The organism is Nonomuraea sp. LPB2021202275-12-8 (assembly GCF_037044575.1).
In the GTDB taxonomy this organism is placed as follows: Bacteria; Actinomycetota; Actinomycetes; order Streptosporangiales; family Streptosporangiaceae; genus Nonomuraea.
The window spans coordinates 73,937-99,548 of sequence record NZ_JBAHWD010000018.1; the positions used below are offsets into that span (position 1 = coordinate 73,937).

Annotated in this window: 23 protein-coding genes; 14 read left to right on the forward strand and 9 right to left on the reverse strand. The window is 71.2% G+C overall.

What is annotated here, in order from left to right; translation table 11 throughout:
* Window positions 1-67: 67 nt before the first annotated feature.
* Window positions 68-814: an SIS domain-containing protein gene (locus V5E28_RS28850; protein ID WP_336211312.1), complete on the reverse strand. Its 747-nt coding sequence runs from the start codon at window positions 812-814 to the stop codon at window positions 68-70.
* Window positions 811-1,680, reverse strand: a complete 870-nt coding sequence (locus tag V5E28_RS28855; RefSeq protein WP_336211315.1) for a MurR/RpiR family transcriptional regulator — start codon at window positions 1,678-1,680, stop codon at window positions 811-813. Before V5E28_RS28855 ends, V5E28_RS28850 begins: the two co-directional genes overlap by 4 nt.
* A gap of 60 nt (window positions 1,681-1,740) precedes the next feature.
* On the opposite strand from V5E28_RS28855, the gene V5E28_RS28860 reads away from it, so the two are divergent.
* On the forward strand, window positions 1,741-2,157 hold the full coding sequence (locus tag V5E28_RS28860; RefSeq protein ID WP_336211318.1) for a hypothetical protein: 417 nt from the start codon (window positions 1,741-1,743) through the stop codon (window positions 2,155-2,157).
* Between the two features lie 224 nt (window positions 2,158-2,381).
* Here the strand turns inward: V5E28_RS28860 and V5E28_RS28865 are convergent, their stop codons facing one another.
* Window positions 2,382-2,894, reverse strand: a complete 513-nt coding sequence (locus V5E28_RS28865) for a hypothetical protein (protein WP_336211319.1) — start codon at window positions 2,892-2,894, stop codon at window positions 2,382-2,384.
* A 499-nt stretch (window positions 2,895-3,393) separates the two neighbouring features.
* A complete protein-coding gene (locus tag V5E28_RS28870) occupies window positions 3,394-4,470 on the reverse strand; it encodes a thiolase C-terminal domain-containing protein (RefSeq protein ID WP_442945879.1) in 1,077 nt (358 codons plus the stop codon).
* A 438-nt stretch (window positions 4,471-4,908) separates the two neighbouring features.
* Here V5E28_RS28870 and V5E28_RS28875 point away from each other — a divergent pair, with 438 nt between their 5' ends.
* Genes V5E28_RS28875 through V5E28_RS28885 form a run of 3 tightly spaced genes read left to right on the forward strand, consistent with a single transcriptional unit; the run spans window position 4,909 to window position 7,326 of the window.
* A complete protein-coding gene (locus V5E28_RS28875) occupies window positions 4,909-5,757 on the forward strand; it encodes a LysR family transcriptional regulator (protein WP_336211323.1) in 849 nt (282 codons plus the stop codon).
* A 22-nt stretch (window positions 5,758-5,779) separates the two neighbouring features.
* On the forward strand, window positions 5,780-6,403 hold the full coding sequence (locus V5E28_RS28880; RefSeq protein WP_336211327.1) for a MerR family transcriptional regulator: 624 nt from the start codon (window positions 5,780-5,782) through the stop codon (window positions 6,401-6,403).
* A 44-nt stretch (window positions 6,404-6,447) separates the two neighbouring features.
* Window positions 6,448-7,326 carry an alpha/beta fold hydrolase gene (locus tag V5E28_RS28885; RefSeq protein ID WP_336211329.1) on the forward strand — a complete coding sequence of 293 codons (879 nt, stop codon included), beginning with the start codon at window positions 6,448-6,450 and terminating at the stop codon, window positions 7,324-7,326.
* Here the strand turns inward: V5E28_RS28885 and V5E28_RS28890 are convergent.
* Entirely contained in the window at window positions 7,302-7,796 is a 495-nt protein-coding gene (locus tag V5E28_RS28890; RefSeq protein ID WP_336211332.1) for an NUDIX hydrolase, read from the reverse strand. The genes V5E28_RS28885 and V5E28_RS28890 overlap by 25 nt on opposite strands.
* 33 nt (window positions 7,797-7,829) lie before the next feature.
* Window positions 7,830-8,504 carry a ThuA domain-containing protein gene (locus tag V5E28_RS28895; protein ID WP_336211334.1) on the reverse strand — a complete coding sequence of 225 codons (675 nt, stop codon included), beginning with the start codon at window positions 8,502-8,504 and terminating at the stop codon, window positions 7,830-7,832.
* 98 nt (window positions 8,505-8,602) lie between these two features.
* On the opposite strand from V5E28_RS28895, the gene V5E28_RS28900 reads away from it, so the two are divergent.
* From V5E28_RS28900 to V5E28_RS28915, 4 genes are all read left to right on the forward strand, one after another.
* Window positions 8,603-9,490 (forward strand): RNA polymerase sigma-70 factor, encoded by an 888-nt coding sequence (locus V5E28_RS28900; protein ID WP_336211336.1) that lies wholly within the window; start codon window positions 8,603-8,605, stop codon window positions 9,488-9,490.
* Window positions 9,491-9,518: 28 nt separating this feature from the next.
* Window positions 9,519-10,280: an SDR family NAD(P)-dependent oxidoreductase gene (locus V5E28_RS28905; protein WP_336211338.1), complete on the forward strand. Its 762-nt coding sequence runs from the start codon at window positions 9,519-9,521 to the stop codon at window positions 10,278-10,280.
* Window positions 10,281-10,348: 68 nt separating this feature from the next.
* Window positions 10,349-11,998: an FAD-dependent oxidoreductase gene (locus V5E28_RS28910; RefSeq protein ID WP_336211341.1), complete on the forward strand. Its 1,650-nt coding sequence runs from the start codon at window positions 10,349-10,351 to the stop codon at window positions 11,996-11,998.
* A complete protein-coding gene (locus V5E28_RS28915) occupies window positions 11,995-13,434 on the forward strand; it encodes a sensor histidine kinase (protein ID WP_336211344.1) in 1,440 nt (479 codons plus the stop codon). Before V5E28_RS28910 ends, V5E28_RS28915 begins: the two co-directional genes overlap by 4 nt.
* 30 nt (window positions 13,435-13,464) lie before the next feature.
* Here V5E28_RS28915 and V5E28_RS28920 read toward each other — a convergent pair whose 3' ends face one another.
* Window positions 13,465-14,475, reverse strand: a complete 1,011-nt coding sequence (locus V5E28_RS28920) for an Lrp/AsnC family transcriptional regulator (protein WP_336211348.1) — start codon at window positions 14,473-14,475, stop codon at window positions 13,465-13,467.
* A 127-nt stretch (window positions 14,476-14,602) separates the two neighbouring features.
* Between V5E28_RS28920 and V5E28_RS28925 the strand changes: the two genes are divergently transcribed.
* From V5E28_RS28925 to V5E28_RS28950, 6 genes are all read left to right on the forward strand, one after another.
* Window positions 14,603-16,147 carry an AbgT family transporter gene (locus V5E28_RS28925; protein ID WP_336211349.1) on the forward strand — a complete coding sequence of 515 codons (1,545 nt, stop codon included), beginning with the start codon at window positions 14,603-14,605 and terminating at the stop codon, window positions 16,145-16,147.
* Window positions 16,148-16,197: 50 nt separating this feature from the next.
* The gene (locus V5E28_RS28930) at window positions 16,198-17,292 is read left to right on the forward strand and encodes a M20 family metallopeptidase (protein ID WP_442945882.1); all 1,095 of its coding nucleotides are present in this window, start codon (window positions 16,198-16,200) and stop codon (window positions 17,290-17,292) included.
* Window positions 17,293-17,382: 90 nt separating this feature from the next.
* On the forward strand, window positions 17,383-18,438 hold the full coding sequence (locus tag V5E28_RS28935; protein WP_336211354.1) for an LLM class flavin-dependent oxidoreductase: 1,056 nt from the start codon (window positions 17,383-17,385) through the stop codon (window positions 18,436-18,438).
* Between the two features lie 30 nt (window positions 18,439-18,468).
* Window positions 18,469-19,992, forward strand: a complete 1,524-nt coding sequence (locus tag V5E28_RS28940; protein ID WP_336211356.1) for an AMP-binding protein — start codon at window positions 18,469-18,471, stop codon at window positions 19,990-19,992.
* 136 nt (window positions 19,993-20,128) lie between these two features.
* On the forward strand, window positions 20,129-20,428 hold the full coding sequence (locus V5E28_RS28945; protein ID WP_336211358.1) for a hypothetical protein: 300 nt from the start codon (window positions 20,129-20,131) through the stop codon (window positions 20,426-20,428).
* Between the two features lie 78 nt (window positions 20,429-20,506).
* Window positions 20,507-22,660, forward strand: a complete 2,154-nt coding sequence (locus tag V5E28_RS28950) for a hypothetical protein (RefSeq protein ID WP_336211359.1) — start codon at window positions 20,507-20,509, stop codon at window positions 22,658-22,660.
* A gap of 91 nt (window positions 22,661-22,751) precedes the next feature.
* Here V5E28_RS28950 and V5E28_RS28955 read toward each other — a convergent pair whose 3' ends face one another.
* Entirely contained in the window at window positions 22,752-24,386 is a 1,635-nt protein-coding gene (locus V5E28_RS28955) for a class I adenylate-forming enzyme family protein (protein WP_336211360.1), read from the reverse strand.
* Complete coding sequence (locus V5E28_RS28960) at window positions 24,383-25,609, reverse strand: cytochrome P450 family protein (RefSeq protein ID WP_336211363.1); 1,227 nt, start codon at window positions 25,607-25,609, stop codon at window positions 24,383-24,385. Before V5E28_RS28960 ends, V5E28_RS28955 begins: the two co-directional genes overlap by 4 nt.
* Window positions 25,610-25,612: the final 3 nt, after the last annotated feature.

A 25,612-nucleotide genomic window follows, 5' to 3' on the forward strand; every position in this document is an offset into this window, starting at 1 on the left:
TGCGGCTGTCGTGTGATGTGGTCCGCGGCGGTCGTGCGCGGCGACGAGGTCGTACGTGCGGAGGAGGTCAGGCGCCGCGGCGGATGCGGCCCGCGTACAGCGCTTCCAGCTTGAGGTTGTGCGCGTCGCCCTCCGGCACGTTGGCCGAGAGGTAGACCGGCGGAACCTGTCCCGCCTGGAGGAGGTTGCTCACGGTCTGAGCCACGACCAGCTGGGCGAGCAGGGCTGAGGTGATGGTGGAGACGGCTCCGGTGGCGCCTCCGTCGGGCAGGGGCAGCATGGCGTCGCCGTAGGGCGCCCGGTTGTCGAGCACCACGTCGGCCAGGTCGGCGAGCTTGCGGCCCGACGGGTGGCGGGACGCGACCGCGTCGCTGTGCGCGTGCGAGGTGATGGCGACCAGGGCGTGACCGCGCTGCTTGACGAGCGTGGCGAGCTCCACGACGACGCCGTTCACGCCGGAGTTGGAGATGATCACGAACAGGTCGTCGTCGTGGACGGGGGCGTGGTCGAGGATGGTGCGGGCGACGGCCGGATCCCGTTCGAGGTCGTAGCGGTCCAGCTCGGACCTGGGGGCGCCGCCGTACAGGACGATGTCCCTGAGCGCGAGCCGGTTCGTCGGCACCAGGCCGCCCGCGCGGCCGGCGATCTCCATGGCGACCGCCTCGGAGTGGCCGGAGCCGAACGCCTGGATGACGCCGCCTCGGGTCAGCGCCTGGGTGAACAGGGCTGCGGCCTGAGGGATCGCCGGATCTTTCGGGATCGTCTGGACGAGGTGAGCGATGTGCTCAGCAAATAGCTCCGGATTTATCGTCATACGTCTCCTTCTGGCAGGCGATGTCCTGCCACGGCCTGAACCGTGACATCGAACGCCTCCCTGGTCCGCTCGTACGTACGCTGCGCGACCGACACGTACACCACGTCCAGCACGAGCAGCTGCGAGTGGATCGCGGCGAACCCGTCGGACCGGAACGTCGTCTCGCGGCTGGACGTGGTCAGCACCAGCTCGGCCACCTCGGCCAGCGGCGAGCGGGGATGCGAGGTCACCGCGACCGTGATCGCGCCGTGGCTGCCGGCCTCGGCCAGCACCTCGATCACCTCCCGCGTCCTGCCGCTGTGGGAGATCCCGATGGCCACGTCACCCTGCCCGAGCAGCGCCGCGTCGGTGAGCGCGCTGTGGGCGTCGGACCTGCTCCAGGTGGGCACCCGCATCCGCTGCAGGCGGTACTCCATCTCGCTGGCGACCGCGGCACTGCTCGACACCCCGAACAGCAGCACCCGCCCCGCCCCCGCCACGGCCTGCGCCACCTTGGCGACCACGGCGAGGTCGAGCTGGTCCCCGGTCTCCTGGATCAGCCGGATGTCGTTGCCCGACACCACGCCCAGCACCTTCTCCAGGCTGTCGTCGGGCAGGATCTCCTGGCCGATGTCGGTCTGCCAGGTCTGCTGCGCCACCCGCCCGGTCTCGGTGGCGACGGCGACCCGCAGCTCGGCGTAGCCCGCGAAGCCGAGGGCCCGGCAGAACCTGGTGATCGTCGCCGTGGAGGTGCGGCTCCGCTCGGCGAGATCGACGATCGTCAGCCTGGCGGCCTCGCCGGGGTTGTCGAGGATCGCGTCGGCGACCTTGCGCAACGCGTCGGGCATCTCGTGCCGCTCGGTCCTGATCCGGCCAAGTAGTTCCACGCGGTGAAAATTATGCTCACCCGTTGGCCGCGTCAAGGGGTCCCGGCAATAATTCTTGACATGACGCTGGTCCTGGGCGTCGACGCCGGCGGCACCTCAACCCGCACGGCAGTCTTCACACTCGACGGCTGCGCGGTGGGGCGCGGGAGTGCAGCAGGAGGCAACCCGGGGGCGGTGGGATTCGACCAGGCGTGCGCGAACGTGTCGGCCGCGGTCCTCGAGGCGCTGGTGGAGCGCGTCTTCGGCGCCGATCGGCGACAGCGACCCGCCCACGACAGCCTGCCTCCCATCCCCGGCAATGCCGTGGTGCGGCCGGTCGGCGACGTCGTCACGGCCTTCAGCGCGGGCTCGGACACGGCCTCGGGCACGGTGCTGATCTCAGGAACGGGCGCCATCGCGGCAAAAATTACCAACCACACCGTGACGGCCACGGCCGACGGCCACTGCTGGCCCTGGCCGAGCTGGCACCGCTGGTGAGCCAGGCTGCGGCGGCAGGAGATCCCGCGGCGACGGCCATCGTGGCGGAGGCGATCCCGCAGGAGCGGCAGCCTGGCTGGCGGCAGCCCCGCTCCTCTCCCCTGCCGAGTCCGGCAAATGGCACGCCCGTTTCACAGAAGGCGTTGCCGTGAACCTGACCGAATAGGAGGATCCGCGGGGTCGACCCGGTGGGTCCACTTCCGCTCGTCATGAATGTGATCTGCTCAACCCAGGGTCCATGTCTCGACAATGCGTATTGTACGAACTTCAGGCATGTTCAACATCTCCAACAGCCTGCGTTGAGAATACCCGGAGGCAAGCAATCCATAGACACGCCCTTCTTGCGCGGCCTCTCGCAATCGGTCGATGTTCAGATCGAGTTGTGCCAGGCCGATTCCGTCCGGCCAGGAGAACCGGGACACCCATCGGCGATAGAGTTCCAGACTGGACGTCCGCTCGCACACGGCAGCGCGATAGACGGCGCAAGGTCGCCAGAAGATCGGCTTGCTCATTCCCGTTTCCAGGCCGGACAGGAACAGGAATGACGTGTCCGTCTTCGTATCCACCAAGCCCGCGAATGTCGTGTCCAGCTTTTGCTCATCCAAAGGTTCGGTCAGCTCGATTATCGCAGCGGAGAAAGTATTCTCCGCCAGATTTGTGAGCTCGCGACGCGCTTGCATCTTCGCACCATCATCCGCACCTTGCCCACCACCAAAAGACTGGAGCATGCCCGTCATTTTCATATCCGGGGGTAGTGACTTGCCGAGATATCTAAAAGCAGTCATGCTCACCCGAGCCCTTGAGGGGGCCCGCCTCCGATCCGCCATATTCATCGACCGAAAATTCAAGGCGTGTTGAGATCGGACCGATTGTTGCGCCTGAGTCGATCAACCGATGCTCTGGATGTGCCATTTGAACGGCTCCGGAATACATTTCGCGAAAACGTCCAGGTTCATCGGCGGAAAAGTGAAGGGCCTCGACCAATAAGAGGACGCTTGCCGCCATCAGGACTACGAGGCGCACCGTTCGCCGTTGGGTCATGACCAGCCTTTTCCGTTATACGCCAGGGATGGCCTAGGGTGTGGGCTGCCCACACCCTCGGCCATCTCGCATCGTTTGATGAACCACGCGCCATCCTGGCTGATCACTTCAGTGATGATTGTCGCGCGCCACTGAACACCATCGGGCTTCTGCTGGGCCTGACCCTCGTTGTCCAACATCACAGGCTCGGGAGCCTCAGCTCGCGAGTAGCGCCGCGCTGCCGTAGCTGCCGCCGAATCCCGTCACCAGCGCCACCTCACGCCCGTCCCGCAGCTCCCGGACGGCCTGCGCGACGTTGTTCAGGCCGTGCACGTACCCTTCCGACAGCAGGCCGCCGTGCGGGTTCACCCACGTGTGCCGCCGTTCCAGCAGGTACGGGCCGAGATCGGCCCGGCTCACCAGGCCGAAGTCCTCCAGTTGCCTGGGCACCAGCCACGAGTACGCGTCGTACGGCAGCGCCACGTCCACGTCCGACGGGCGCATGCCGGAGGCGTCCCACAGCATCGGGGCCACGTACGCGGAGAAGATCGCCGTGACGTCCGGCGCGCGGTCCATCGCGGAGCTGCCCGGGCCTCCCCCGCGCACCACCGCCTGGATATGCGGGCCCGCCAGTACGCCGCTGACCACCAGCGCGCAGGCGCCGTCGGTCTCCTGGCAGCAGTCCACCGTGCGCAGCGGGGTGGAGACGTACGGTCTGGCCAGGTATTCCTCGTACGGCAGCGGCTGCCTCCTGAGCGCCCGCGGGTTGGCGGCGGCGTTGACTCTGGACTGGGCCACCACGGCGTGCAGGTGCCGCTCACCGAGGCCGGTCTCGTGCAGGTAGCGGGTCGCGGCCATGGCGAACATCGGGATCGGGCCCGCCAGCCCGTACGTGAAACGCTCCTGGGGGCCGGTGGAGACAGTGTTCATACGTTTCCCGGAACGGCCGTTCAGGGCGCGATAAATGAGGATATTTCTGGCTAAACCCGCGTGGATCAGCATGGCCGCGTCCCCCAGGATCGACGCTGCCTGGGTGCCGCCGCCGGCGATGTCGTTGTGCCAGCCCAGCCGCTCGATGCCCAGAGCCCTGGCGACCTGGGTGACAGGCGCGGAGTCGTTCAGGTGATAGCTGAGCACGGCGTCGATGTCGGCGGGCTCGAGCCCGGCGTCCGCGCATGCCGCTCGGCAGGCCTCGCGTGCCAGGTCAAGCTCGGTGCGGCCGGACTCGCGCGTCAGTGCCGTCATCCCGATCCCGGCGATGGCCGCCCTTCCGGCGAAGGGCTGCATGCCCACCTCCTGCCGGACCGGTGGCTCCTCGCACCACTCGCCGGAGCAGGGCGCGAAGCTGCCCCGGCCAGTGGCGCATGCGGTTTCCGCCGCAAACGCTACCGCCCGGCGGACCCTCCAGACAAGCGCTTGCTCGGCGATTTTCGGTTGGTACAGGAGGGGTGTGGGGCCACACGTGAATCCCCCCACGGGCCACGGAGACGGGGCCGTCCGCCGGGACCGGGCCGTACGCGGAAGATCCGGGTGGTACGTGGTGATCGCGTCGCACGTGGAGGTATGGGCCGGACGGAGGTGGGGTTCTGCGGACGGATGCGGGGTTCGTACGGGTGAATTACGGGTGAATATCGTCACCCGGGGTCAACTGAGCCTCTTCACGACAGGTATCCACTTCTGTAAGACGAGGTGCGATCATCGAGAGCCCATCACCATCACCCGAGGTGAGCGATGGATCTACGCCACGTCCGCTACGCGATCACGATCGCCCGCGCCGGCAGCCTGCGCCGTGCGGCCACCATCCTGCGGATCGCCCAGCCCACCCTGTCGGAGCAGCTCAGGGCGCTGGAGAAGGAGGTCGGGGTGGAGATCTTCACCCGCTCCTCCAGCGGGGTGCGGCTCACCGAGGCGGGTGAGGTGTTCCTCGCGCAGGCGACCGTCGCGGTGGACGCGTTCGAGCGTGCGGTGATCGCCGCCAGGAGCAAGGGGCAGACGACGCGGCTGGGGGTGGCCGACGGGCTGAGCGACGTGATGGCCGGCCTGCTGGCCCAGCTCCAGCACACGCGCCTGCGCGTGGCCCCGATGGGCACGGCCGAGCAGATCGTCTCCATCGTGGACGGGGCGCTCCAGGCCGGGCTCGGGTACGCCCCCGGCTCCCTGCCGCGCGGCGTGGCCCGGATGCTCGTCCACCGCGCACCGGTGCGCGCGTTGCTCCGCCGCGACCACGAGCTGGCCGGGCACGAGCGGCTGTCGCTGGCCGATCTGGCGGCTGAGCCGCTGGTCATGCCCGAGTCGGAGGCGGTGGCGGGGGCGCGCAGGTTCCTGGAGGCGTTCGTCCGGCACCGCCTGCATCCGCGGCTCGGGCCGTCGGCCGCCACCCATGACCTGGCGATCGCCATGGTGAGCGAGGGCGCGGGGTACACCCTGTGCGTGCGCGACGGCACGCCGGTGCCGGAGCAGCTGGCGTTCGTGCCGATCGCGGAAGAGGTGCCGCCGATCGAGGTGGTCTTCCTCTGGAACCGCCAGGCCGACGTGCACGACCTGATCAGCGCGGCCCGGCATCTGGCACGATCTGGATAGCGCTAATATCCAAAGGATGCGCATGTCCGAGCTCAGCGCCAAGTCCGGCGTGGCCATCCCCACGATCAAGTACTACCTCCGCGAAGGACTGCTCCACCAGGGGGAGCAGATGGCGGCCACCCGCGCCGAGTACGACGGGTCGCACCTGCGCAGACTGCGCCTGATCAGAGCGCTCCTGGAGGTGGGCAGGCTGCCGGTCGCCGCGATCAAGCAGGTGGTGGAAGCGGTGCAGGACGAGTCCCTGCCGGTCCACCACCTGCTCGGCACCGCCCAGTACGCCCTGAGCCCTTCGGTCGAGCCGGAGCCGACCCCGGAGTGGGCCACGGCCCGCACCCAGGTGGACACCCTCCTCGACGGCCTGGGCTGGCACGTCGATCCCTCGGCCCCTGCCAGGAACGAGCTGGCGCAGACCGTGGTCAGGATGCGCCAGCTCGGCCTCACCGCGGACCTCGCGCCGTACGCGGAGGCGGCCGAGAAGCTGGTCACCGAGGTCGAGCTGGACTCGATCCCGTTCGACGGCCCGCGTGACGCCGCCGTCGAGGCCCTGGTGCTGGGGACGGTCCTGTACGGGCGGGCCTTCGACGCCCTGCGCCGCCTGGCCCAGGAGTCGGAGTCGGCCCGCCGCTTCGGCGGCGGGCGAGGCTGACCGTCCGGACGCGTCAGGCGGCCTGCGCCGGGTAGGGCGGCCGGATGTTCGACGATTTCAAGCAAGCCAGGATCGACGTCGGCGAGGCGGAACTGTTCGTCAGGCACGGCGGCGACGGCCCGCCGGTGCTGCTGCTGCACGGGCACCCCAGGACACACGCCACCTGGCATCGGGTCGCGCCGCTGCTCGCCGCCGGCCACACGGTGGTGTGCCCGGACCTGAGGGGATACGGCCGCTCGTCGAAGCCGCCGTCGACCCCCGACCACGAGCCCTACTCCAAGCGCGCGATGGCCAGGGACATGGTCGCCCTCATGCGCGCGCTCGGCCACGACCGGTTCGCCGTGGTGGGCCACGACCGCGGCGCCTACGTGGCCCAGCGGCTGGCCCTCGACCACCCCAGCGCCGTCACGCACCTGGCGGTGCTGGACAGCGTCCCCATCGGCGAGGCCCTGGCCCGCTGCGACGCGGGGTTCGCGGCGCGCTGGTGGCACTGGTTCTTCCTCGGCCAGACCGCCAAGCCCGCCGAGCGGGTGATCAACGCCGACCCGGACGCGTGGTATCGGGGCGACCCCGAGCAGATGGGGGCTCAGGCGTACGAGGACTACCGGCGCGCCATCCACGACCCGCTCACCGTGCACGCCATGTGCGAGGACTATCGGGCCGGCCTGGGCCTCGACCGCGCCGCCGACGACGCCGACCGGGCCGCGGGCCGTACGGTCGCCTGCCCGATGCTCTTCCTCTGGGCGACGCGGGACGACATGGAGGACCTCTACGGCGATCCTCTGCAGGTGTGGCGCTCGTGGGCCGACGACGTGCGCGGCCACGCCGTCGAAAGCGGCCACCACCTGGCCGAGGACGCGCCCGATGAGCTGGCCGACGCCATCGCGACGTTCGTGACTCAGCGTGGCGCGCAGGCGAGGTAGCGGCCGAAGGCGTACTGACCGTCCGGCACGAACGGCCAGCGCCACACCGCCAACCGCAGCTCCGCCTCGCTCATCCAGCCGTGCCAGGACACCTCCTCAGGATCCGGACGCAGCTCACGGGGAACGACGGCCTCGTGCACCCCCAGCCAGTAGGGGCCGGCCACCCCCCGGCACAGGAACCTGAGCACCGGCCGCACCGGCACCCGCACACCGAGCTCCTCGAACAGCTCCCTGGCCGCAGCCTGCGCGTAGGGCTCGCCGACGCCGACGGCCCCGCCCACCATCACGTCGTAGTAGCCGGGGAAGCGGGCGAGGTGGCCGGGGCGCCGGTGGACGAGAATCCGGCCCCGCTCGTCACGGCAGATCGTGGTGGCGATGCGGTGCAGCAGGCCTCGCCTGGTCGCCTCCGCGCGATCCATCACGCCGAGCACATCGTCCTGGTCGTCGACGAGTTCTACGAGTTCCTCCACGGCGCCCACGATCGCAGGCGGCTGTGACATTCTTCAGCCGGTGCCGGTGACCGGACGTTTCAGCAGCCACAGCGCGGCTCGTTGGAGCAGGGAGCGGTGGATCTCGTTGTCGTAGGACCTGGTGTCGTGGCCGAGCGCGTCATAGAACACCCGGCCGCGCCGCACCGGACGGGCCCACGCCAGCGGCTGACCTCCTGAGGAGGCCAGCGGGCGGACGTCGGGCAGCACGTCGAGGTCGCTGTAGACCTCGTCCACGAGGTCGAAGTCGCGCAGCCCGTCCACGATCGGGTGCCCACCGTGCACCCGCACGCCGGTCCAGCCGAGCGGCGGGTGGTGGGACTTGGGCCAGGTCCAGCAGCCGCCCAGCACCCGCGGCCAGCCCTGCCAGTCGTCGAAGCAGATCGACGCGGAGTGCATGCACAGCAGGCCGCCGCCGCGGTCGAGGTGGTCCAGCAGCGTGGTGCGGGCCGCGGCGGGGAGGCGGAAGCTCCACCGGTCGCGCAGGCCGGCGAAGCGGTCGGCGTTCATCTGCCAGCGCAGCGCGTTGAAGGTGATGAGCTGGACCTCCGACGGCTCGCTCAGCGCGCCGGCGATGTCCTCGGTGATCTCGGACTCGACCCCCACATCGGCGAGCACCTCTGCGAGGGCGGCCGACGTGGCGTCGAAGTCGTGGAACGGGCCTCCTGAAAGGATCAAGTTTCGTGCCACGCGCCAAGCTCATCACGGCCGTCCCGGCATTTCCACCCGCCCCTGTGTCACATCCGGCGTGCCTCCCCCGTCCTTTCAGGACAGGGAGAGGAGTGCCCGTGTGCGAAGTGAGTACGCTGCCCGACGTGAAGCGGGTCGCGGATTTCGAGGAGTACCGGCCCATGCTGCTCGGACTGGCCTACCGCCTGCTCGGCAGCATGTGGGACGCGGAGGACGTCGTGCAGGAGGCCTGGCTGCGCTGGTCGGGCGCCGACCGCGGTGACATCAGGGAGCCGCGGGCCTTCCTGCTGACCGTGGTGTCACGGCTGGCGCTGGACCAGCTCCGCTCCGCCAGGGTCAAGCGGGAGGCCTACACCGGCCCCTGGCTGCCCGAGCCGGTCCCGACCGCGGAGGCGGGCCCGCTGGACACCGCCGAGCTGCGCGACACCGTGTCATTCGCGACGCTGCACCTGATGGAGCGGCTCTCGCCGCCCGAGCGGGCGGCGTTCGTCCTCCGGGAGGCCTTCGAGCTGCCGTACGACCAGATCGCGGAGATCGTCGGCTCGTCCGTCGCCAACGCCAGGCAGATGCACCACCGGGCCTCGGTGCGGCTGTCGGAGGGCCGCGACAGGTTCCGGCCGTCCTCGCGCGAGCACACCGAGCTGCTGACGAAGTTCATCGAGGCGGCGGGCGGCGGTGACCTGGACGCGCTCACCGAGCTGCTGCACGAGGACGTGGTGAGCTGGAACGACGGCGGCGGCAGGGTCAGGTCCGCGCTGCGGCCGATCCACGGCCGGCGCAAGGTGCTGGCGTTCCTCACCGGGCTGATGGCCCGCTACTCCTTCGGCCCTCCCACGATCGGCGAGGCCAACGGTCAGCCGGTGATCTGGACGCAGCTCGGGGCCAGCCGCCAGCTCATGGCCATCGACGTGCACGAGGGCCGCATCAGCGGGCTGTACGTCGTGCGGAACCCGGACAAGCTCGGCCGGGTGCGCCCGCCCTCCTGACCCGCTCGCGGGATCTATAGTCGCCCCCATGGATCTCGGCATCTCAGGCAAGGTGGCACTCGTCACGGGCGGCAGCGCGGGCCTCGGGCTGGCCGCCGCCAAGAGTCTCGCGCGGGAGGGATGCGACGTGTGCGTGAGCGCGCGCAATCCCGAACGGCTGGCCGACGCGGTGGTGGAGCTGCAGGAGTTCGGCGGCGTGGTGCACGCGGTGCTCGCCGACGTGGAGGACCCGGGGGCCGCCGAGCGGATCGTGCGGGAGACGCGCGACGTGGTCGGCCCCATCGACATCCTGGTGGCCAACGCAGGCGGGCCGCCTCCCGGCCGGTTCGTGGACGCGAGCCTGGCCGACTGGGACGTGGCGGTGCAGCGCAACCTGCTCGGCACCGTACGGCTCGTGCGGGCGGTGCTGCCGGAGATGCGCGCGCGGGGGTGGGGCCGCATCGTCACGATCACCAGCAGATCGGCCCGCGAGGCGCTCGACGGGCTCGCCCTGTCGAACGCCACCCGCTCGGCCGTCGCCGGGCTGGTGCGCACGCTGGCCCGCGAGGTGGGCGGCGAGGGGGTGCTGGTCAACAACGTGATGCCGGGCCCGATCGACACCGAGCGGCTGCGCGCTCTGGCGGGCGACGAGGAAGGGCTGGCCGCGCGGGCCGCGGGCGTGCCGGTGGGCCGGATCGGGCGGCCCGAGGAGGTCGGCGACGTGGTGGCGTTCCTGGCCAGTGAGCGCGCCTCGTTCGTGAACGGGATCTCGCTCCTGGTGGACGGAGGAGAGAGCCGCGTCATCGCATGACCGGACGGCTGCCCGGAGCCTTAGGTACAAATGCCTACAATTCAAAGGACTGACGGGAAGGCGGGGGCATGGACAAGCCGGTCATCGTGACGGTCGACGACGACCCGGGCGTGTCGAGGGCGGTCGCCCGCGACCTCCGGCGCCGCTACGGCCAGCAGTACAGGATCGTCCGCGCCGAGGCGGCGGACCAGGGCATCGAAGCGGTCAAGGAGATGCGGCTGCGCGGCGACGAGGTGGCGGCCATCCTCGCCGACTACCGGATGCCGCAGATGAACGGGGTGCAGTTCCTCGAGGCGGCCATGGACATGTACCCGTTCGCGCGGCGGGTGCTGCTGACCGCCTACGCCGACACCGACGCCGCGATCCAGGCCATCAACGTGGTGGACCTGGACCACTACCTGCTCAAGCCGTGGGATCCGCCGGAGGAGAAGTTCTACCCGGTGATCGACGGCCAGCTCGACGCCTGGCAGCGGACGGACCGGGTGCCGGCGGCGGAGCTGCGGGTGGTGGGCGATCGCTGGTCCGCGCCGTCCTACAAGGTGCGCGACTTCCTGTCCCGCAACCATGTGCCCTATCAGTGGATGCTGGCCGAGGACCCGGAGGGCGCCCAGCTCGTGGCGGCCGCGGGCGACGACTGCCACCTGCCGCTGGTGGTCACCTCCGAGGGCGTGATGCTGCAGGCTCCCGACCAGTCCACCCTGGCTGCCACCGTGGGCATGTCGACCACCCCGGCCACGGACTTCTACGACCTGATCGTGGTCGGCGGAGGGCCGGCGGGACTGGGCGCGGCGGTCTACGGCGCGTCCGAGGGGCTCAACACCGTACTGGTCGAGGCGCACGCCTCAGGCGGGCAGGCGGGCCAGAGCTCCAGGATCGAGAACTACCTGGGCTTCCCCGACGGCGTGTCCGGCCAGCAGCTCGCCGACCGGGCGCGCAGGCAGGCGCTGAAGTTCGGCGCCGAGCTGCTGACCGCGCGCAACGTCACCCTCCTGGAGCCGCGCGGGCAGGCGCGGGTCATCGGGTTCGAGGACGGCGGGGAGATCGCCGCGCACGCGGTGATCCTCGCCACCGGGGTGACCTACCGCCGCCTGGAGGCGCCCGGCCTGGACGAGTTCGTCGGCAGGGGCGTCTTCTACGGCGCCGCCCTGACCGAGGCGCCCTCCTGTCAGGACAGCGACGTCTACATCGTGGGGGCCGCCAACTCGGCCGGGCAGGCGGCCGTCTACCTGTCGGGATTCGCGAGCAAGGTCCACTTGTTGGTGAGGAGTGACGGTTTGGAGAAGTCCATGTCGCACTACCTCATCGAGCAGATCCAGGCGATCGACAACATCGAGGTGCACCTGGAGTCCCGGGTGACCGGCGGCGCGGGCGAGGGCCACCTGCAGCAGCTGTCGATCTCGACCAGCGGCGAGGAGCGCACGGTCGACACGCAGTGGCTGTTCGTGTTCATCGGCGCGGAGCCCTACACCTCCTGGCTCGGCGACACCGTGGAGCGGGACGGGAAGGGGTTCCTGCTCACCGGTCCCGACCTCGTGCAGGGCGGGCGTCGGCCGCGCAACTGGACGCTCAGGCGCGAGCCGTACTTCCTGGAGACCAACGTGCCGGGAGTGCTGGCCGCAGGGGATGTGCGAGCAGAGTCGATCAAAAGAGTGGCCTCCGCCGTCGGGGAGGGCGCGATGGCCGTCGCGCTCGTGCACCGCTATTTGGAGAAGCAATGACCACCGTGGACGTGGAGATCGACGAGCTGCGCAAGCTGTTCCTGTTCGAGCGCCTGACCGACGAGCAGCTCACCAAGCTGGCCAACAGCGGCCAGATCCGCTCGTTCGAGCAGGACGAGGAGATCCTCCGGCAGGGTGAGCCGGCCGAGTGCTTCGCGGTGCTGGTGGAGGGCGAGCTGCAGATGGTCTCGGAGACCGTCAGCGCCGGGACCGTCGCCATGCCGCGCACCTCCCAGCCGGGCGTGTACGGCGGGGCCACCTCCGCCTACCTCGGCGACCGGGCGCCCCTGACCTACCAGCACACGCTGCGCGCCACCGCGCCGTCGCGGGTGTTCATCCTGCCGGCCAGGAAGTTCGCCTACATCGTGACCGAGTGGTTCCCGATGGCCATGCACCTGCTCGACGGCCTGCAGTCCGGCGGGCGGATGCAGCGCGAGATCATCGACAGGCGGCAGCGGCTGACCGCGCTCGGCACGATCACCGCGGGGCTCACCCACGAGCTCAACAACCCCGCCGCGGCGGCCGTGCGGGCCGTGAGCGAGCTGCGCTCGCTGATCAGGGTCTCCCGCATGGAGCTCGCCCAGCTCGCCGAGAACGGGATCCCGCCGGAGCGGCTGCGCGCGCTGATCGAGATGCAGGAGGCGTGCACGGAGGCGGTCGGCAAGCTGCCCGCCCGTAGCCCGATGGAGATCTCCGACGCCGAGGACGAGCTGGGCGAGGCGCTGGACGAGCTGGGCGTGGAGGATGCCTGGGACCTGGCCTCACCGCTGGTCAACGCCGGGTTCGGCAAGGAGCATCTGGCGAAGGTGTGCACGAAGGTGGGCGAGGAGCACACGCCCGCCGCGCTGCGCTGGCTGTCGGAGGCGGTCGAGATCTCGCAGATGCTGGGCGAGGTCACCGATGCGACCGAGCGGATCACCTCGCTGATCCGCTCCGCCAAGCAGTACTCCCAGATGGACCGCGCGCCGTTCCAGGTGCTCGACGTGCACGAGCTGCTCGACAGCACCGTCGCGATCTTCCGTGGCAAGATCCCGCCCGGCATCAGCGTGGTGACCGACTACGACCGGACGCTGCCGCCGATCCCCGCCTACGGCGGCGAGCTCAACCAGGTGTGGACGAACCTGATCCACAACGCGCTCGACGCCATGGGCGAGGAGGGCACGCTGACCATCCGCACCGCCCACGACGAGGACGAGGCGATCATCGAGATCGGCGACACCGGCCACGGCGTGCCGGAGGCGATCAGGGATCGGATCTTCGAGCCGTTCTTCACCACGAAGACCGTCGGCCAGGGCACCGGGCTCGGGCTGGACATCTCCTACCGGATCGTGGCCGGGCGGCACGGCGGTGAGCTGAAGGTGCGTTCGGTGCCCGGTGACACCTGGTTCGAGGTGCGGCTGCCGCTGCGGGAGTCCGCAGCGGTCCCGTCCGAATGAGCCGCGGCGCCACGTGATGGCGCCGACTCGTCATACGGGCGCGCCGGCGTCGCGCCGGTCGAGCAGGCGGCCGTCCTCGCGGTAGATCCAGTAGCGGCGCAGCATCCGCAGCACCACCGACACCTGTAGGGCGGTGATGCCGGGCAGGTGCGCGAGGTCCCTGGTCAGGAAGTCGCCCAGGTCCTCTTCGTGCTTGAAGACGCCCTGGTGGATGACCGAGGTGGTGCCCGCCACGATGGAGACGTAGCGGGCCGAAGGGTGTCGGGCCAGCTCGTCGGCCACCGGCCGGATGGCGCCCGGCGAGGTGGTGAGCGCGATGACGACCTCCAGCGAGTAGCCGAGCAGCGCCGGTTCGATCTCCACCCGGGGGCGCACGACACCGCGGCGCAGCAGCGACTGGATGAGCCGGTAGGCGGTGGACTGGCTGAGTCCGAGCGCCCGGGCGGCCTGCGCCGCGGTGAGCCGGCCGTCAGCCCGTAGCAGGTCGAGCACCCCGCGCTCGTCGGCGGCGCGCACGTCGGGCGGCCCGGCGTGCGGCACGGCGGCTGGCGGCTCGGCCGGCTCGGTCAGCGCCTTGACCTGGGAGTCCGCCAGCCGGTGCAGGCGCCAGGAGTCGGCCTTGGTGAGGGCGCGAAGCACGAGCTCCGAACGGGTCGCGACGATGCCGGGCACCGAGGGGATGCGGGAGGCGAGCAGCTCGCGGGCCTGCGCGCGGTCCACGGGGTGCACGGCGCAGTAGACGTCGGACTTGCCGGAGGTCTCCGCCACGAGCTGGGCCTCCGGCAGGTCCGCCAGGGCGCGCGCCACCCGCTCCGAGGCGCCAGGGGCGGTGGTGACCCAGACATGGCGCGGGTTGCCCTCGGCGCGGGCCGGCCAGTCGAGCTGCCCGATCACCCGCAGGATCCGCTGCTCCTCCATCCTGGCCAGCCGCCGCCCAACGGTGCTGGCGGACATGCCCAGCACGGCGGCCAGCGCGGCGGCGGAGGCGCGGGGCGCGACCTGCAGCGCCGCCACCAGGTCCAGGTCGGCATCGTCCAGCATGTCCTGACTGTATCTCCCATCTTCGAGTGATATTTCGACAGATTCAGGCGCCGAGAACATTTTACTTGCCAAAATCCGTCATAGCTCTTCTAATGGATGACCATAAATAGGGAAAGGGGCCAGACCGGTGACCACATCCGAGGCAACGACGGGATCACGTTCGCTGAACGGGGTGCTGCGCGTCCTGAGCGGCATCGAACGCCTCGGCAACAAGCTGCCTCACCCGTTCTGGCTGTTCGTCATCCTGAGCGCGGTACTGGGCCTGGTGAGCTGGGGCCTGGCCGCCGCCGGCGTGTCGGCCGTGAACCCGGCGACGGGCAAGACCGTGGCGGCCAAGAACCTGCTGTCCGCCGACGGCGTGCAGACGATGATCAGCGGTGCGATCGAGAACTACACCTCGTTCCCGCCGCTGGGCACGATCCTGGTGGTGATGCTCGGCGTCGCGGTCGCCGAGCGGTCCGGGCTGCTCGCGGCCGTGCTGCGTTCCGGCGTCGCGAAGGTGTCGCCCAGGTGGGTGACGTTCGCGCTGGCCCTCACCGGCATGGTCTCGCACGTCGCCTCCGACGCCGCCTACGTCGTGCTGATCCCGCTCGGCGCGCTGGCCTTCCGCGCGGTCGGCCGCAGCCCGATCCTCGGCATCGTGGTGGCGTTCGTCTCCATCTCCGCGGGCTACGACGCCAGCCCCCTGGTCACGCCCGTGGACGCCATCCTGTCGGGGCTGACCACGGCCGCGGCGAGCACGATCGACCCCGCCTACGTCGTCACCCCGCTGGCCAACTACTACTTCTCCATCGCCTCCTCCTTGGTCCTCGCCGGAGTGATCACCCTGGTGACCGAGAAGGTGCTGGCCCGCCGGGTCGAGTCGCTGCCCGTCGACGAGGACGCCGACGAGGACGACCTCGGCTCCCTGGAGCTCGGCGCCGCCGAACGGCGCGGGCTCAAGGCCGCGCTCGTCACCCTCGTGGTGTTCGTCGCCGCGGTCGTGCTGGCGGTCCTGCCCACCGGCTCGCCGCTGCGGGGCGAGGGCGGCAGCATCGTGCAGTCGCCGCTGCTCGGCTCCATCGCGCTCTTCCTCGCGCTGGCGTTCCTGGCCGTCGGCTGGGCGTACGGCAGAGCGGCCGGCAGCATCACGAGCAGCCGCGACATCCCGGCGTTCATGGCCCATGGGCTGCGCGAGATGGCGCCGATCCTGGTGCTGTTCTTCGCCATCTCCCAGTTCCTGGCCTACTTCAAGTGGACCGGCATCGGCGAGATCATCGCGATCAACGGCGCCGACCTGCTCAAGTCGGCCGGGGTGTCGGGGCCGGTGGTGTTCCTCGGCATCCTGCTCGTGGTCACCGTGATCAACCTGGTGGTCACCAGCGGGTCGGCCCAGTGGGCGCTGGTCGGGCCGGTCTTCGTGCCCATGCTGATGCTGCTGAACATCCCGCCCGAATACACCCAGGCCCTCTACCGCATCGCCGACTCCTGCACCAACGCCATCACCCCGATGAGCCCCTACTTCGTGATGGCGCTGGGTTTCCTGCAGCGCTACCGGCGCTCGGCCGGGATCGGCACCCTCGCCTCGATGACCATCCCGCTGGCGCTTACCCTGCTCATCGTGTGGACGCTGCTGTTCTTCGTGTTCTGGTGGCTCGGCATCCCGCTCGGCCCCGGCGCACCCGTCGCCTAGGAAGGATTCTCGTGTCAATCACCGACTGGACCCGGCAGGCGCTGCCCGCCATGCTGGACGACCTCAAGGCCCTGGTCGATCTGGAGACGCACAGCTACGACAAGGCCGCGCTCGTCCAGGGACTGCGCGGGGTGCGCGCGCTGGCCGTCGAGCGGCTCGGCGCGCCGGACGAGGAGGTCCTGCGCGACGGCGGCCAGTACGGTGACGTGCTGGAACTCGCCTACCACGGGACCGCTCCGGGCACCGTGCTCATGATGAGCCACTACGACACGGTCTGGCCCATCGGGACGCTCGCCGGGTGGCCGTTCACCGTGGCGGACGGCAAGGTGTCCGGCCCCGGCGTGTTCGACATGAAGTCCGGCCTGGTGCAGTCCATCTGGGCACTGCGCGGGCTGCGCGAGCTCGGCCTGCCGCATCCCGGTGTGCGGTTCCTGTTCAACGGCGACGAGGAGATCGGCAGCCTGTTCTCCCGGCGGCACATCGAGGCCGCCGGCGCGGACGCGCTGGCCTGCCTGGTGTTCGAGGCGTCGCAGCACGGCGCGCTGAAGACCGCGCGCAAGGGCGTGGGGCTGTTCGACGTGACGGTCACCGGCGTCGAGGCGCACGCCGGGCTCGACCCGACGGCGGGCGCCAGCGCCGTCCACGCCCTGGCCGAGCTCGTCACCGAGATCGCCGCCTCCGGCGCGCCCGAGCTGGGCACCACCGTCAACGTCGGCCTGATCAGCGGCGGCACCGGACGCAACGTGGCCGCCGGCATCGCCACCTGCGGCGTCGACGTGCGGGTCACGGACTTCGCGGAGATGGCCCGCATCGACGAGGTGTTCGCGAGCCTGCGGGCCCGCGACCCGCGGGTGACGGTCGCCGTCACCGGCAACTGGAACCGGCCGCCCATGACGCCCAACCCGCCGTCGGAGCGGCTGTTCAAGGAGGCGCAGGCGACCGCTGCCGGGCTCGGCTGGGATCTGGAGGAGACCTCGGTGGGCGGCGCCAGCGACGGCAACTTCGTCTCGGCGCTGGGGCGACCGGTGCTCGACGGCATGGGCGCGGTGGGGAACGGCGCGCACGCGCGGCACGAGCACGTGCTGGTCGAGCACATCCCCGAGCGCACGGCGCTCACCATCGGGCTGGTCTCGGCGCTCGCCTAGCGGGCCGGTCGGCGGGGTGCTCGCCTAGGTCTCGAGGCGCGTGGTAATGTCCCAAGCGAGCGCTTGGTTCTTCCGCTGAGAGGCCGCCGCATGAAGTTCTCCACCTTCCACCTGTTCCACCGGTTCGACGGTCAGAGCTTCAAGGACGTCTACGACTATCACCTGGAGCTCATCGAGCTGGCGGAGGAGCTGGGCTTCGACGGCGTGCGGCTGGCCGAGCACCACTTCCGCGACTACGGCGTGGTGCCCAACCTCTTCACCATGCTGGCCCACGCCGCCGCCCGCACCTCGCGGATCCGCCTCGGCACCGGCATCGTGGTGCTCCCCCTGCACGATCCGATCCACGTCGCCGAGGAGGCCGCGCTGGTCGACGTGCTCTCCGGCGGGCGGCTCGACCTGGGGATCGGGCGCGGTTATCAGAGCTTCGAGTTCGAGGGGTTCGGCATCGACCTGGCCGAGGCGCGCGACCGGTGCAACGAGGCCCTGGAGGTCATCCTCGGGCTGTGGACGCGGGAGACGTACCAGCACGAGGGGAAGTTCTACCGGACCGGCGCGGAGGTGTCGCTCGCGCCCCGGCCCGTGCAGGCCCCGCACCCGCCCATCCACGTGGCGGCCGTCTCCCCCGAGACCGTCACGCTGTACGCCGAGCGCGGGCTGCCCATCCTCGCCGACCCGGCGGCGACCTTCCGCAAGGTCGTCCAGGCGGCGCGGACCTGGCAGGAGACGGCGGCGGCCGCCGGGCACCCGCCGGGCGCGGAGCTCGTGGTGGCGCGCAGCGTCTACGTGGCGCCCACCGTGGCGGAGGCCCGTGCGGACCAGGCCAGGTTCGAGGCGGCGTTCGACCGGTCGCGCATCTTCAACGAGCGCAGCGCGCCCATCGACCCCAAGACCGGCCGGGCCGCCCAGGGCTTCGAGTACTACCAGGACCGCTACCTCAAGGGCGGCACCGTCTCGGCGGACTTCCGCTGGGAGCAGCTCGAGGTCATCGGGGATCCGGCGCGGGTCATCGACCAGATCACGCTGCTGCGCGACGCCGGGTTCGCCAACCTGCTGTGCGACTTCGGCAGCACCAGGCCGATGCCGCTGGAGGAGATGAAGAAGGTCATGCGCTTCTTCGCCGCCGAGGTCATGCCCGCTTTTGCCTGACATTCCCGCTGTACGGCCCTTGGAGGCGAGATGCTCCACAGCCTGTCCCTCTCAGACGTCCTCGCCGAACACGCCCGCAGCCGCCCCCAGGTCACGGCCGTCGTGGACGGCGACGTACGGCTCACCTACCCCGACCTCGACACCCGGGTCACCCGCCTGGCGGACGCCCTGTCCACCCGCGGCGTCACACCGGGCGCCCGCGTCCTCTGGCTCGGCCAGAACTCCCACGCCGTCCTCGAACTCCTGCTGGCCTGCTCCCGCCTGGGCGCCGTCCTGTGCCCGGCCAACTGGCGCCAGTCCGAGGACGAACTCCGCTTCGTCCTCGACGATCTCACCCCGGCCGTCGTCGTCTGGGAGCCCTCGGACACCACCTCCGCACTGCACGCCGGCCTGACGACTCCCCCCGCCACGTCAGGTGCCGGTACGGCGCTGTGGGTTCAGGCGGGAGCCGGCTACGAGGCGCTCGTCGCCGGCGGGACGGTGAGGGACTTCCCGCAGGTGGACGACGCCGAGCCCACCCTGGCGCTCTACACGGCCGCGTTCGACGGCCGCCCCAACGCCGCCCTGCTCAGCAGCGCCGCGCTGCTGGCCCACAGCACGTCGCTGCTGGTCGTGCGCCAGATGGAGCCCGGCTTCACCTTCCTCGACAACGGCCCCCTGTTCCACGTCGGCACGATGATGTTCTGCCTGGCGACCTTCCAGATCGGCGGCACGAACGTCTTCACCCCGGCCTTCGACGCCGAGGAGGTGTGCCGCCTGATCGACGCCGAGCGGGTCACGCAGGCGTTCCTGTTCGGCCAGATGATCGACGCGGTGGCGGCGGCGAACGCCGGGGGCAAGTACGACCTGTCGTCGCTGAGGTTCGTCTCCCACTCCAAGGAGTGGGACGAGATGATCACGGTGGACGACTCTCCGTGGTGCCGTTCCAAGATGGGCGGGTACGGCCAGACCGAGGTGGGCGGCATGCTGACCTTCCTGGGGCTGGCTCCGGGCGCGGCGGGTTTCGCCGGGCGTCCTTCCCCGCTGGTCCAGGTGCGCATCCTCGCCCCGGAGGGGACCGAGGTGCCGCCCGGCGAGGTGGGCGAGATCTGCGCCCGCGGCAAAACCCTCTTCTCCGGATATTTCGCCCGACCTGACTTAAATGCTGTTAAGTCGGCTTACGGCTGGCACCACACCGGCGACCTCGGCCGCCGCGAACCCGACGGCACCATCACCTTCGTCGGCCCCGGCCTCCGCATGATCAAGTCCGGGGCCGAGAACATCTACCCGGCGGAGGTCGAACGCGCGCTCAAGACCCACCCGGCCGTCGCCGACGCCGCCGTGATCGGCGTCCCCGACCCCACGTGGCGCCAGGCGGTCAAGGCCCTGGTGGCGCTCGCCCCCGGCGCCGAAGCCACCGCCGACGACCTCGTCGACCACGTCAAGGCCAGGCTCGCGTCGTACAAGAAGCCGAAGCACGTGACCTTCGTGGACGCGATCCCCAAGCGCGGCTTCAGCCCCGACTACGACGCCCTGGACGCCGCCCACGGCGGCGGCGGCTACCCCGGCGGCTGACCGGGGCGGGCGGTGACCACCCCTGCGCCCGGCTCCGGGCCGGCAGCGCCACCCAGGGTTATCCCTGATTCCTCCCCTGGGGCCCTGGGAGCTCTCCCCGTTCTAGCGTGAGGCGAAAGCTCCAGGAGGTGGGCCCATGCCGAGCCTGACGATCGCGCTGCAGGAGGGGTTCTCCGGCGAACGGGTGACGGTCCTGCTGGACGGGGAGGTCGTCTTCGACCAGGCCGGCGTGCGGACGCGGACACAGATCGGATCGGCGCACACGTTCACGGTGGAGGTCGCGCCCGGCGCGCACCGGATCCAGGTACGCGCCCCGGAAGCGGGCGGACCGGTGTCGGTGGTGGCCGACTCCTCGACGGCGCCGGTCGTGCGGGTCTCCCGAGCGGCTGCCGGGCTGCGCATCGGCGCGGACGACACCCCGCTGCGTCACCTTTGAGCACCGCCTGGAGGGAGCCGGACTCAGGCTGAGGAGGCCACAGTGGCTGCCACGGACAAGCGTGCAACACAGAGCGCGATGACCAAGCAGGAAGAGCGGGAGGAGATGGTAAGGCGCCTGGACGAGGTCGCCGAGGAGGCGGGCGCCGACCTGCTCCCGCGCATCCGGCGCAGCGGCGTCTACCTGCGCAGGCCGGTGCCGGTGCCGCACATGTCGGACGGGCAGGACGCTCCGGACGTGCAGGTGGAGGCGGAGCAGGCGGCGCCCGCCGCGATCACGATCGAGGAGCTGCGCGTCGACGTGGACGGGCTGGCGCCCACCATGACGATCAGCGGGACGATCTTCAAGCTGTTCGTCGGGCGGCTGACCTGGATCGCCAGGGTGACCTACGACGCGGCCGCCCACACCTACAACGGCATGATCACCTACCGGGACGGCCCGCCGTCGCTGCTGTCGCACACCCACATCTCCGCGCGGCTGCTCGGCGCGCTGCCCGGCGGCCGCGTCGCCCGAGTGCGCTTCACGGGCGGCGGGGCACCGCCCTCGACGCGCCTGTACGGCTACCGCGACTCGCACTTCCGCACCGTGGGCATCGAGTTCGACTGCGCCAGCGACGCCTCGCTCGTCACCTCGTATCCCCTGCACTCGCACCCCAACCGGCCGGTTGACCTGCCCGCTCTCACGCTGACCGTGGAGAGCGCCTACTCCCGCCAGGGCATCCGGATGGCCAACACCGGCGGCGGCGACCAGATCGACATCAGCGAGGCCATGAACGACGCGCTCTGGTCCGACCTCGAGATGCACGACGCCATGCAGAGGCACTGGACCAAGTGGGCCGACGTCCCGCAGTGGCAGATCTGGACGCTCTTCGCCGGCCGGCACGAGTCGGGTCACGGCCTCGGCGGCATCATGTTCGACGACATCGGCACCGCCCAGCGCCAGGGATGCGCGATCTTCCTGAACTCCTTCATCTCCGATCCGCCTCCCGGCGACCCGGACGCGCTGGCGGCCGTGCAGCGGATGAGGTTCTGGACGGCCCTGCACGAGATCGGGCACACCTTCAACCTCGCGCACTCCTGGCAGAAGTCGCTCGGTGCGCCGTTCGGCACACCGTGGCTCCCGTCGCAGGCCGACGAGCCGGAGGCGCGCAGCCCGATGAACTACCCGTTCGTGGTGGCGGGCGGCCCCCAGGCGTTCTTCTCCGACTTCTACTACCTCTTCAGCGAGAGCGAGCTGGTCTTCCTGCGGCACGCGCCCGCCCGGTTCGTGCAGCACGGCAACGCGCCCTGGTTCGACCACCACGGCTTCGAGCAGGCACGGGCGAGCACCGGCGGGCTGCTGCAGCTGACGCTGCGGCTCAACCGCACCAGCGCCCGCTACGAGATGCTGGAGCCGGTCACCGCCGAGCTCAAGCTCAAGAACGTGTCCGCCGTCCCGCTCGTCGTGGACCGCAACATCCTGCGCAGCGACAGGCTCGGCGTCGTGGTCCGGCGTGAGGGTCACGAGGCGCACCAGTGGATTCCGTACGCGCAGACGTGCACCGCTCCGGATCCGCACGTGCTGCAGCCCGGCGAGTCGCTGTACGCGCCGCTGTTCCTGTCGGCGGGCCGGACCGGCTGGCTGATCGACGAGCCCGGCTCCTACCTGGCCTACGCCGCCGTGCGCACCGACAGCGGTGACGTGCTTTCGGCGCCGCTGGGCCTGCGCGTCACCCGTCCGCTCTCGCGGGAGCACGAGCGGGCGGCCGACGACATGTTCACCGACGAGGTCGGCCGGGTGCTGGCCTTCGGCGGCAGCCGCGTCATGGACGGCGCGATGGACGCCCTGCGCGAGGTCACCGAACGGCAGCCCGACCTGGCGGTCGCCAGGCACGCGGCGGCCTGCGTGGCCCGGGTGACGGCGGTGCCCGGCAGGGTGCTGGAAGGCCAGGGAGAGGACCGCAGGTTCGCCGTGACGAACCCGCAGCCGGACGTCGCCGAGCGGATGCTGACCATGGCGTACGACGACATGAACGCCGCCGCCGAGACCTTCGGGCACATCCGCCTCACCGAGGAGGTGACCCGCGTGGCCAGGACCCTCACCAGGCGCGGCGACGAGCGGCTCGGCGGCAGGCTGGCCGACACCCTGGCGGACACGCTGGAGCAGCGGGCCGTGCTGGGCTCGGTCGTCTCGGCGGTCCGGGAGACGGTCAGCAGGGCCAAGGAGGAGCAGGCCGAGAAGCCGGGAAGCTAGCCCGCACCGGGCGACCGGCGAGGGTTCCGGGAGGCGCGGAACCCCGCTGGCCGGCGGGCACGAGGGAGGGCGGCTCGCGAGCCGCCCTCCCTCACACGCGGCCGGCCGCGTCCCCGCCGTTCGGGGCGCGGCCGGCCGCGCCTGCGCTGTTCGGGGCGCTGGCCGCCCGCTCCTCCGCGAGGGGCTGGAAGCGCGCGAGCAGCGCGGCCTTGTCCGGCTTGCCGGCGGTGGTGCGTGGCAGCTCGTCGACCAGCCACAGGTGCCCGGGCTCGCAGGACGGGCCGAGCGAGCGCCGGACCAGCTCACGCAGCGCGGCCTCCACCACGCTCCGGGACCGCGACGCGTCCGGGCCGAGCGCGTCCCGGCCGGTGCCGGTGACCGTGTCCGTGTCGGCGTCCGTGTCGGTGTCCGTGTCGGTGTCCGTGTCGAGCTCGTTCATCTGAACCACCGCACCCGTCACCGCATGCCCGTCCGGGCCGCGCAGCGCGATGACCGCCGCGTCGGCCACGGCCGGATGGCTGGTGAGCACGTGCTCGATCGGGTAGGCGTGGACGCCGGGCGGCAGCCGGTTCTCCACGCGGTCGACGAGGAACAGGTAGCCGCCGTCGAGCCGGCCCAGGTCTCCGGTGCGCACCCAGCCGCCCCGCAGGGCCTCGGCGGTGCGCCGCGGATCGTTCACGTACCCGGTCATGACCTGCGGCGAGCGTACCCACACCTCACCGACCTCGCCGACCGGCACCGCGGCGCCATCCTCGTCGCGGACCTCCAGCTCGACGCCGGGCACGGCACGCCCGACGGAGGCGAGCAGGCCGGGGTAGGCGTGGTCGGCTGGCGGGAGGGCGGTGACGAACCCGGCCTCGGTCAGCCCGTAGGACTGCATGAGGGCCGGCCCGAGCCGCTGAGCCGCCTCCCAGGTGCGGGCCGGGACCGCCGCCGCGCCGCCGTACAGCAGGAGGGGCACGCGGGCGGGCTCGGCCGGCAGCCGCCGGGTCAGGGTGTAGAAGCCGAACGGCGGACCGGCGAGCACGTGTGTCACCCGCTCCCTGGCGATCACCTCCCACCCGTCCTCGCCGTCGTCGGCCAGCACCGCGGTGCCCGCGGTGGCGAGCGTCCACTGCGCCATCAGGCCGGGCAGGTGGTGGCCCGGCCACACCATGAGGCGCCACGGCCCGGATCCCAGCATCGCGAGCGCCGCCGCGAAGTGTGCCGTCTCCGTCCGGTGGCTGTAGGCGACGGCCTTGCGCTCTCCCGTGGTGCCGCCGGTGAAGGTCACCGACGACAGCTCGTCAGGCCGCGTCACCGGCAGGGTCACCGGCCGCGCGCCCGGCGTGGCGAGCATGCGGCCGAACGGGCCGTGGACGGGCACCGGGCAGGCGGCGAGCAGCAGCTCGGCCTCCTCCTGGCGGTCCGGCTCGTACAGCAGGGCCGTGGCGCCGAGCGCGCGCATGGCCCCGGCCGCGACCTCCACCGGAAGTCCGGGCAGCACCTGGATGGCGGGGCAGCCCAGGGCGAACGCCACGAGCCGGCCGGCGACGGACTCCAGCCCCCGGCCGTTCAGGCAGGCGATGGCGTCGCCGGGCCGCACGCCGCGGGCCTCCAGCTCGCCCGCGGCGCCCGACACCATGGCGAGCAGCTCGTCGCCGGTGAGCCGCCGCGGGCCGCGCGCGAGCACCTCGCGCGGGCCCGCGGCGCGCAGTCCGTCGACGATGGCCTGGCCGAAGCTCATCCCGACCTCTCACCGAGCAGCACCGGCAGGCTCCTGGTGCTGTTGCCCAGGACCGTGCCGAGTGGGCGCGTCCCGCTGTCCGGGCCGGCGAGCGTCATCCCCGGATAGGCCTCGAACAGCGCGGCCAGGGCCACCTCTCCTTCCAGTCTGGCCAGCGGCGCGCCCAGGCAGAAGTGCGTGCCGTGGCCGAACGACAGGTGCCCGGGCTGCGGGGCGGCCACGTCGAAGCGGCCGGCCCGCTCGCCGTACTGGTCAGGGTCACGCCCGGCCGAGGCGAAGCAGGCCACGACCGCCTCGCCCTTGCGCAGCCGGACCCCGTCGATCTCCAGGTCCCGTACGGCATAGCGCATCGGGAAGTGCGCGACGGGCGAGTCCCAGCGGAGCGTCTCCTCGACCACCGCGCTCCACGGCCGCTCCCCGCGCAGCACGAGCGCGAGCTGGTCGGGCCGCGTCAGCATGGCACGGGCGGCGTTGGTGAGGAGGTTGACCGTCGTCACGTGCCCGGCGATGAACAGCAGCTCGATCGTGTCGAGGAGCTCGGACCTGCTGAGCCGCTCGCCGTCCTGCTCGCGGACCGCGATCAGGTCGCTGATCAGGTCGTCTCCCGGGGTGCCGCGCCGTACCTCGATGACCTTGTCGAGCAGCTCGTACAGGGCGGTCCGGGAGGCGCTGACGTCGTCGGGGCCGTCGCCTACCCTGGCGGCCACGTCGGTGAGGTCGTGCAGCTGCTCGCGCATGGCCTCCGGGATGCCCATGAGCTCGGAGATGACGTCGCGCGGCAGCGGGTAGGCGAAATGCTGCCTGAGGTCGACCGGTCCCGGCGGCAGTTCCGCGAGCCGGTCGACGACGTCGGCGGCCATCCGCGCGACCCGCGGGCGCAGCTCCCGCACGCGGCGGGCGGTGAACGCCTTGGTCAGCGGGGTGCGCAGCCGCCGGTGCGCCTCGCCTTCGGAGTTCAGCATGGACGTGTCCGAGGTGATCTTGCCGACGGCGGTGGCCGCCGAGACGGCGGCCCGTCCGTCCGGATCCCAGTGACGCACGTCCCTGGACAGGTCCGGGTGGGCGAGGACGGCGGCGAGCGTGGCGTAGCGGGTCGCCGCCCACGCGCGCACCCCCTCGATCTCCACCGGGACCAGCGGCCCCAGCTCCCGCAGCCGGTTGTTGTCGGCGTGCACGTCGCTGGTGGCAGGATCGAGCGTGAATTCCGCGTGCCGGCATTTCATGGC

Excerpts from the sequence above, each read along its gene's own strand:
- V5E28_RS28850 (WP_336211312.1), bottom strand. The coding sequence starts at position 814 with ATGACGATAAATCCGGAGCTATTTGCTGAGCACATCGCTCACCTCGTC.
- V5E28_RS28860 (WP_336211318.1), top strand. The coding sequence starts at position 1,741 with ATGACGCTGGTCCTGGGCGTCGACGCCGGCGGCACCTCAACCCGCACG.
- V5E28_RS28865 (WP_336211319.1), bottom strand. The coding sequence starts at position 2,894 with ATGACGGGCATGCTCCAGTCTTTTGGTGGTGGGCAAGGTGCGGATGAT.
- V5E28_RS28875 (WP_336211323.1), top strand. The coding sequence starts at position 4,909 with ATGGATCTACGCCACGTCCGCTACGCGATCACGATCGCCCGCGCCGGC.
- V5E28_RS28880 (WP_336211327.1), top strand. The coding sequence starts at position 5,780 with ATGTCCGAGCTCAGCGCCAAGTCCGGCGTGGCCATCCCCACGATCAAG.
- V5E28_RS28885 (WP_336211329.1), top strand. The coding sequence starts at position 6,448 with ATGTTCGACGATTTCAAGCAAGCCAGGATCGACGTCGGCGAGGCGGAA.
- V5E28_RS28905 (WP_336211338.1), top strand. The coding sequence starts at position 9,519 with ATGGATCTCGGCATCTCAGGCAAGGTGGCACTCGTCACGGGCGGCAGC.
- V5E28_RS28910 (WP_336211341.1), top strand. The coding sequence starts at position 10,349 with ATGGACAAGCCGGTCATCGTGACGGTCGACGACGACCCGGGCGTGTCG.
- V5E28_RS28915 (WP_336211344.1), top strand. The coding sequence starts at position 11,995 with ATGACCACCGTGGACGTGGAGATCGACGAGCTGCGCAAGCTGTTCCTG.
- V5E28_RS28920 (WP_336211348.1), bottom strand. The coding sequence starts at position 14,475 with ATGCTGGACGATGCCGACCTGGACCTGGTGGCGGCGCTGCAGGTCGCG.
- V5E28_RS28930 (WP_442945882.1), top strand. The coding sequence starts at position 16,198 with ATGCTGGACGACCTCAAGGCCCTGGTCGATCTGGAGACGCACAGCTAC.
- V5E28_RS28935 (WP_336211354.1), top strand. The coding sequence starts at position 17,383 with ATGAAGTTCTCCACCTTCCACCTGTTCCACCGGTTCGACGGTCAGAGC.
- V5E28_RS28940 (WP_336211356.1), top strand. The coding sequence starts at position 18,469 with ATGCTCCACAGCCTGTCCCTCTCAGACGTCCTCGCCGAACACGCCCGC.
- V5E28_RS28945 (WP_336211358.1), top strand. The coding sequence starts at position 20,129 with ATGCCGAGCCTGACGATCGCGCTGCAGGAGGGGTTCTCCGGCGAACGG.
- V5E28_RS28950 (WP_336211359.1), top strand. The coding sequence starts at position 20,507 with ATGACCAAGCAGGAAGAGCGGGAGGAGATGGTAAGGCGCCTGGACGAG.
- V5E28_RS28955 (WP_336211360.1), bottom strand. The coding sequence starts at position 24,386 with ATGAGCTTCGGCCAGGCCATCGTCGACGGACTGCGCGCCGCGGGCCCG.
- V5E28_RS28960 (WP_336211363.1), bottom strand. The coding sequence starts at position 25,609 with ATGAAATGCCGGCACGCGGAATTCACGCTCGATCCTGCCACCAGCGAC.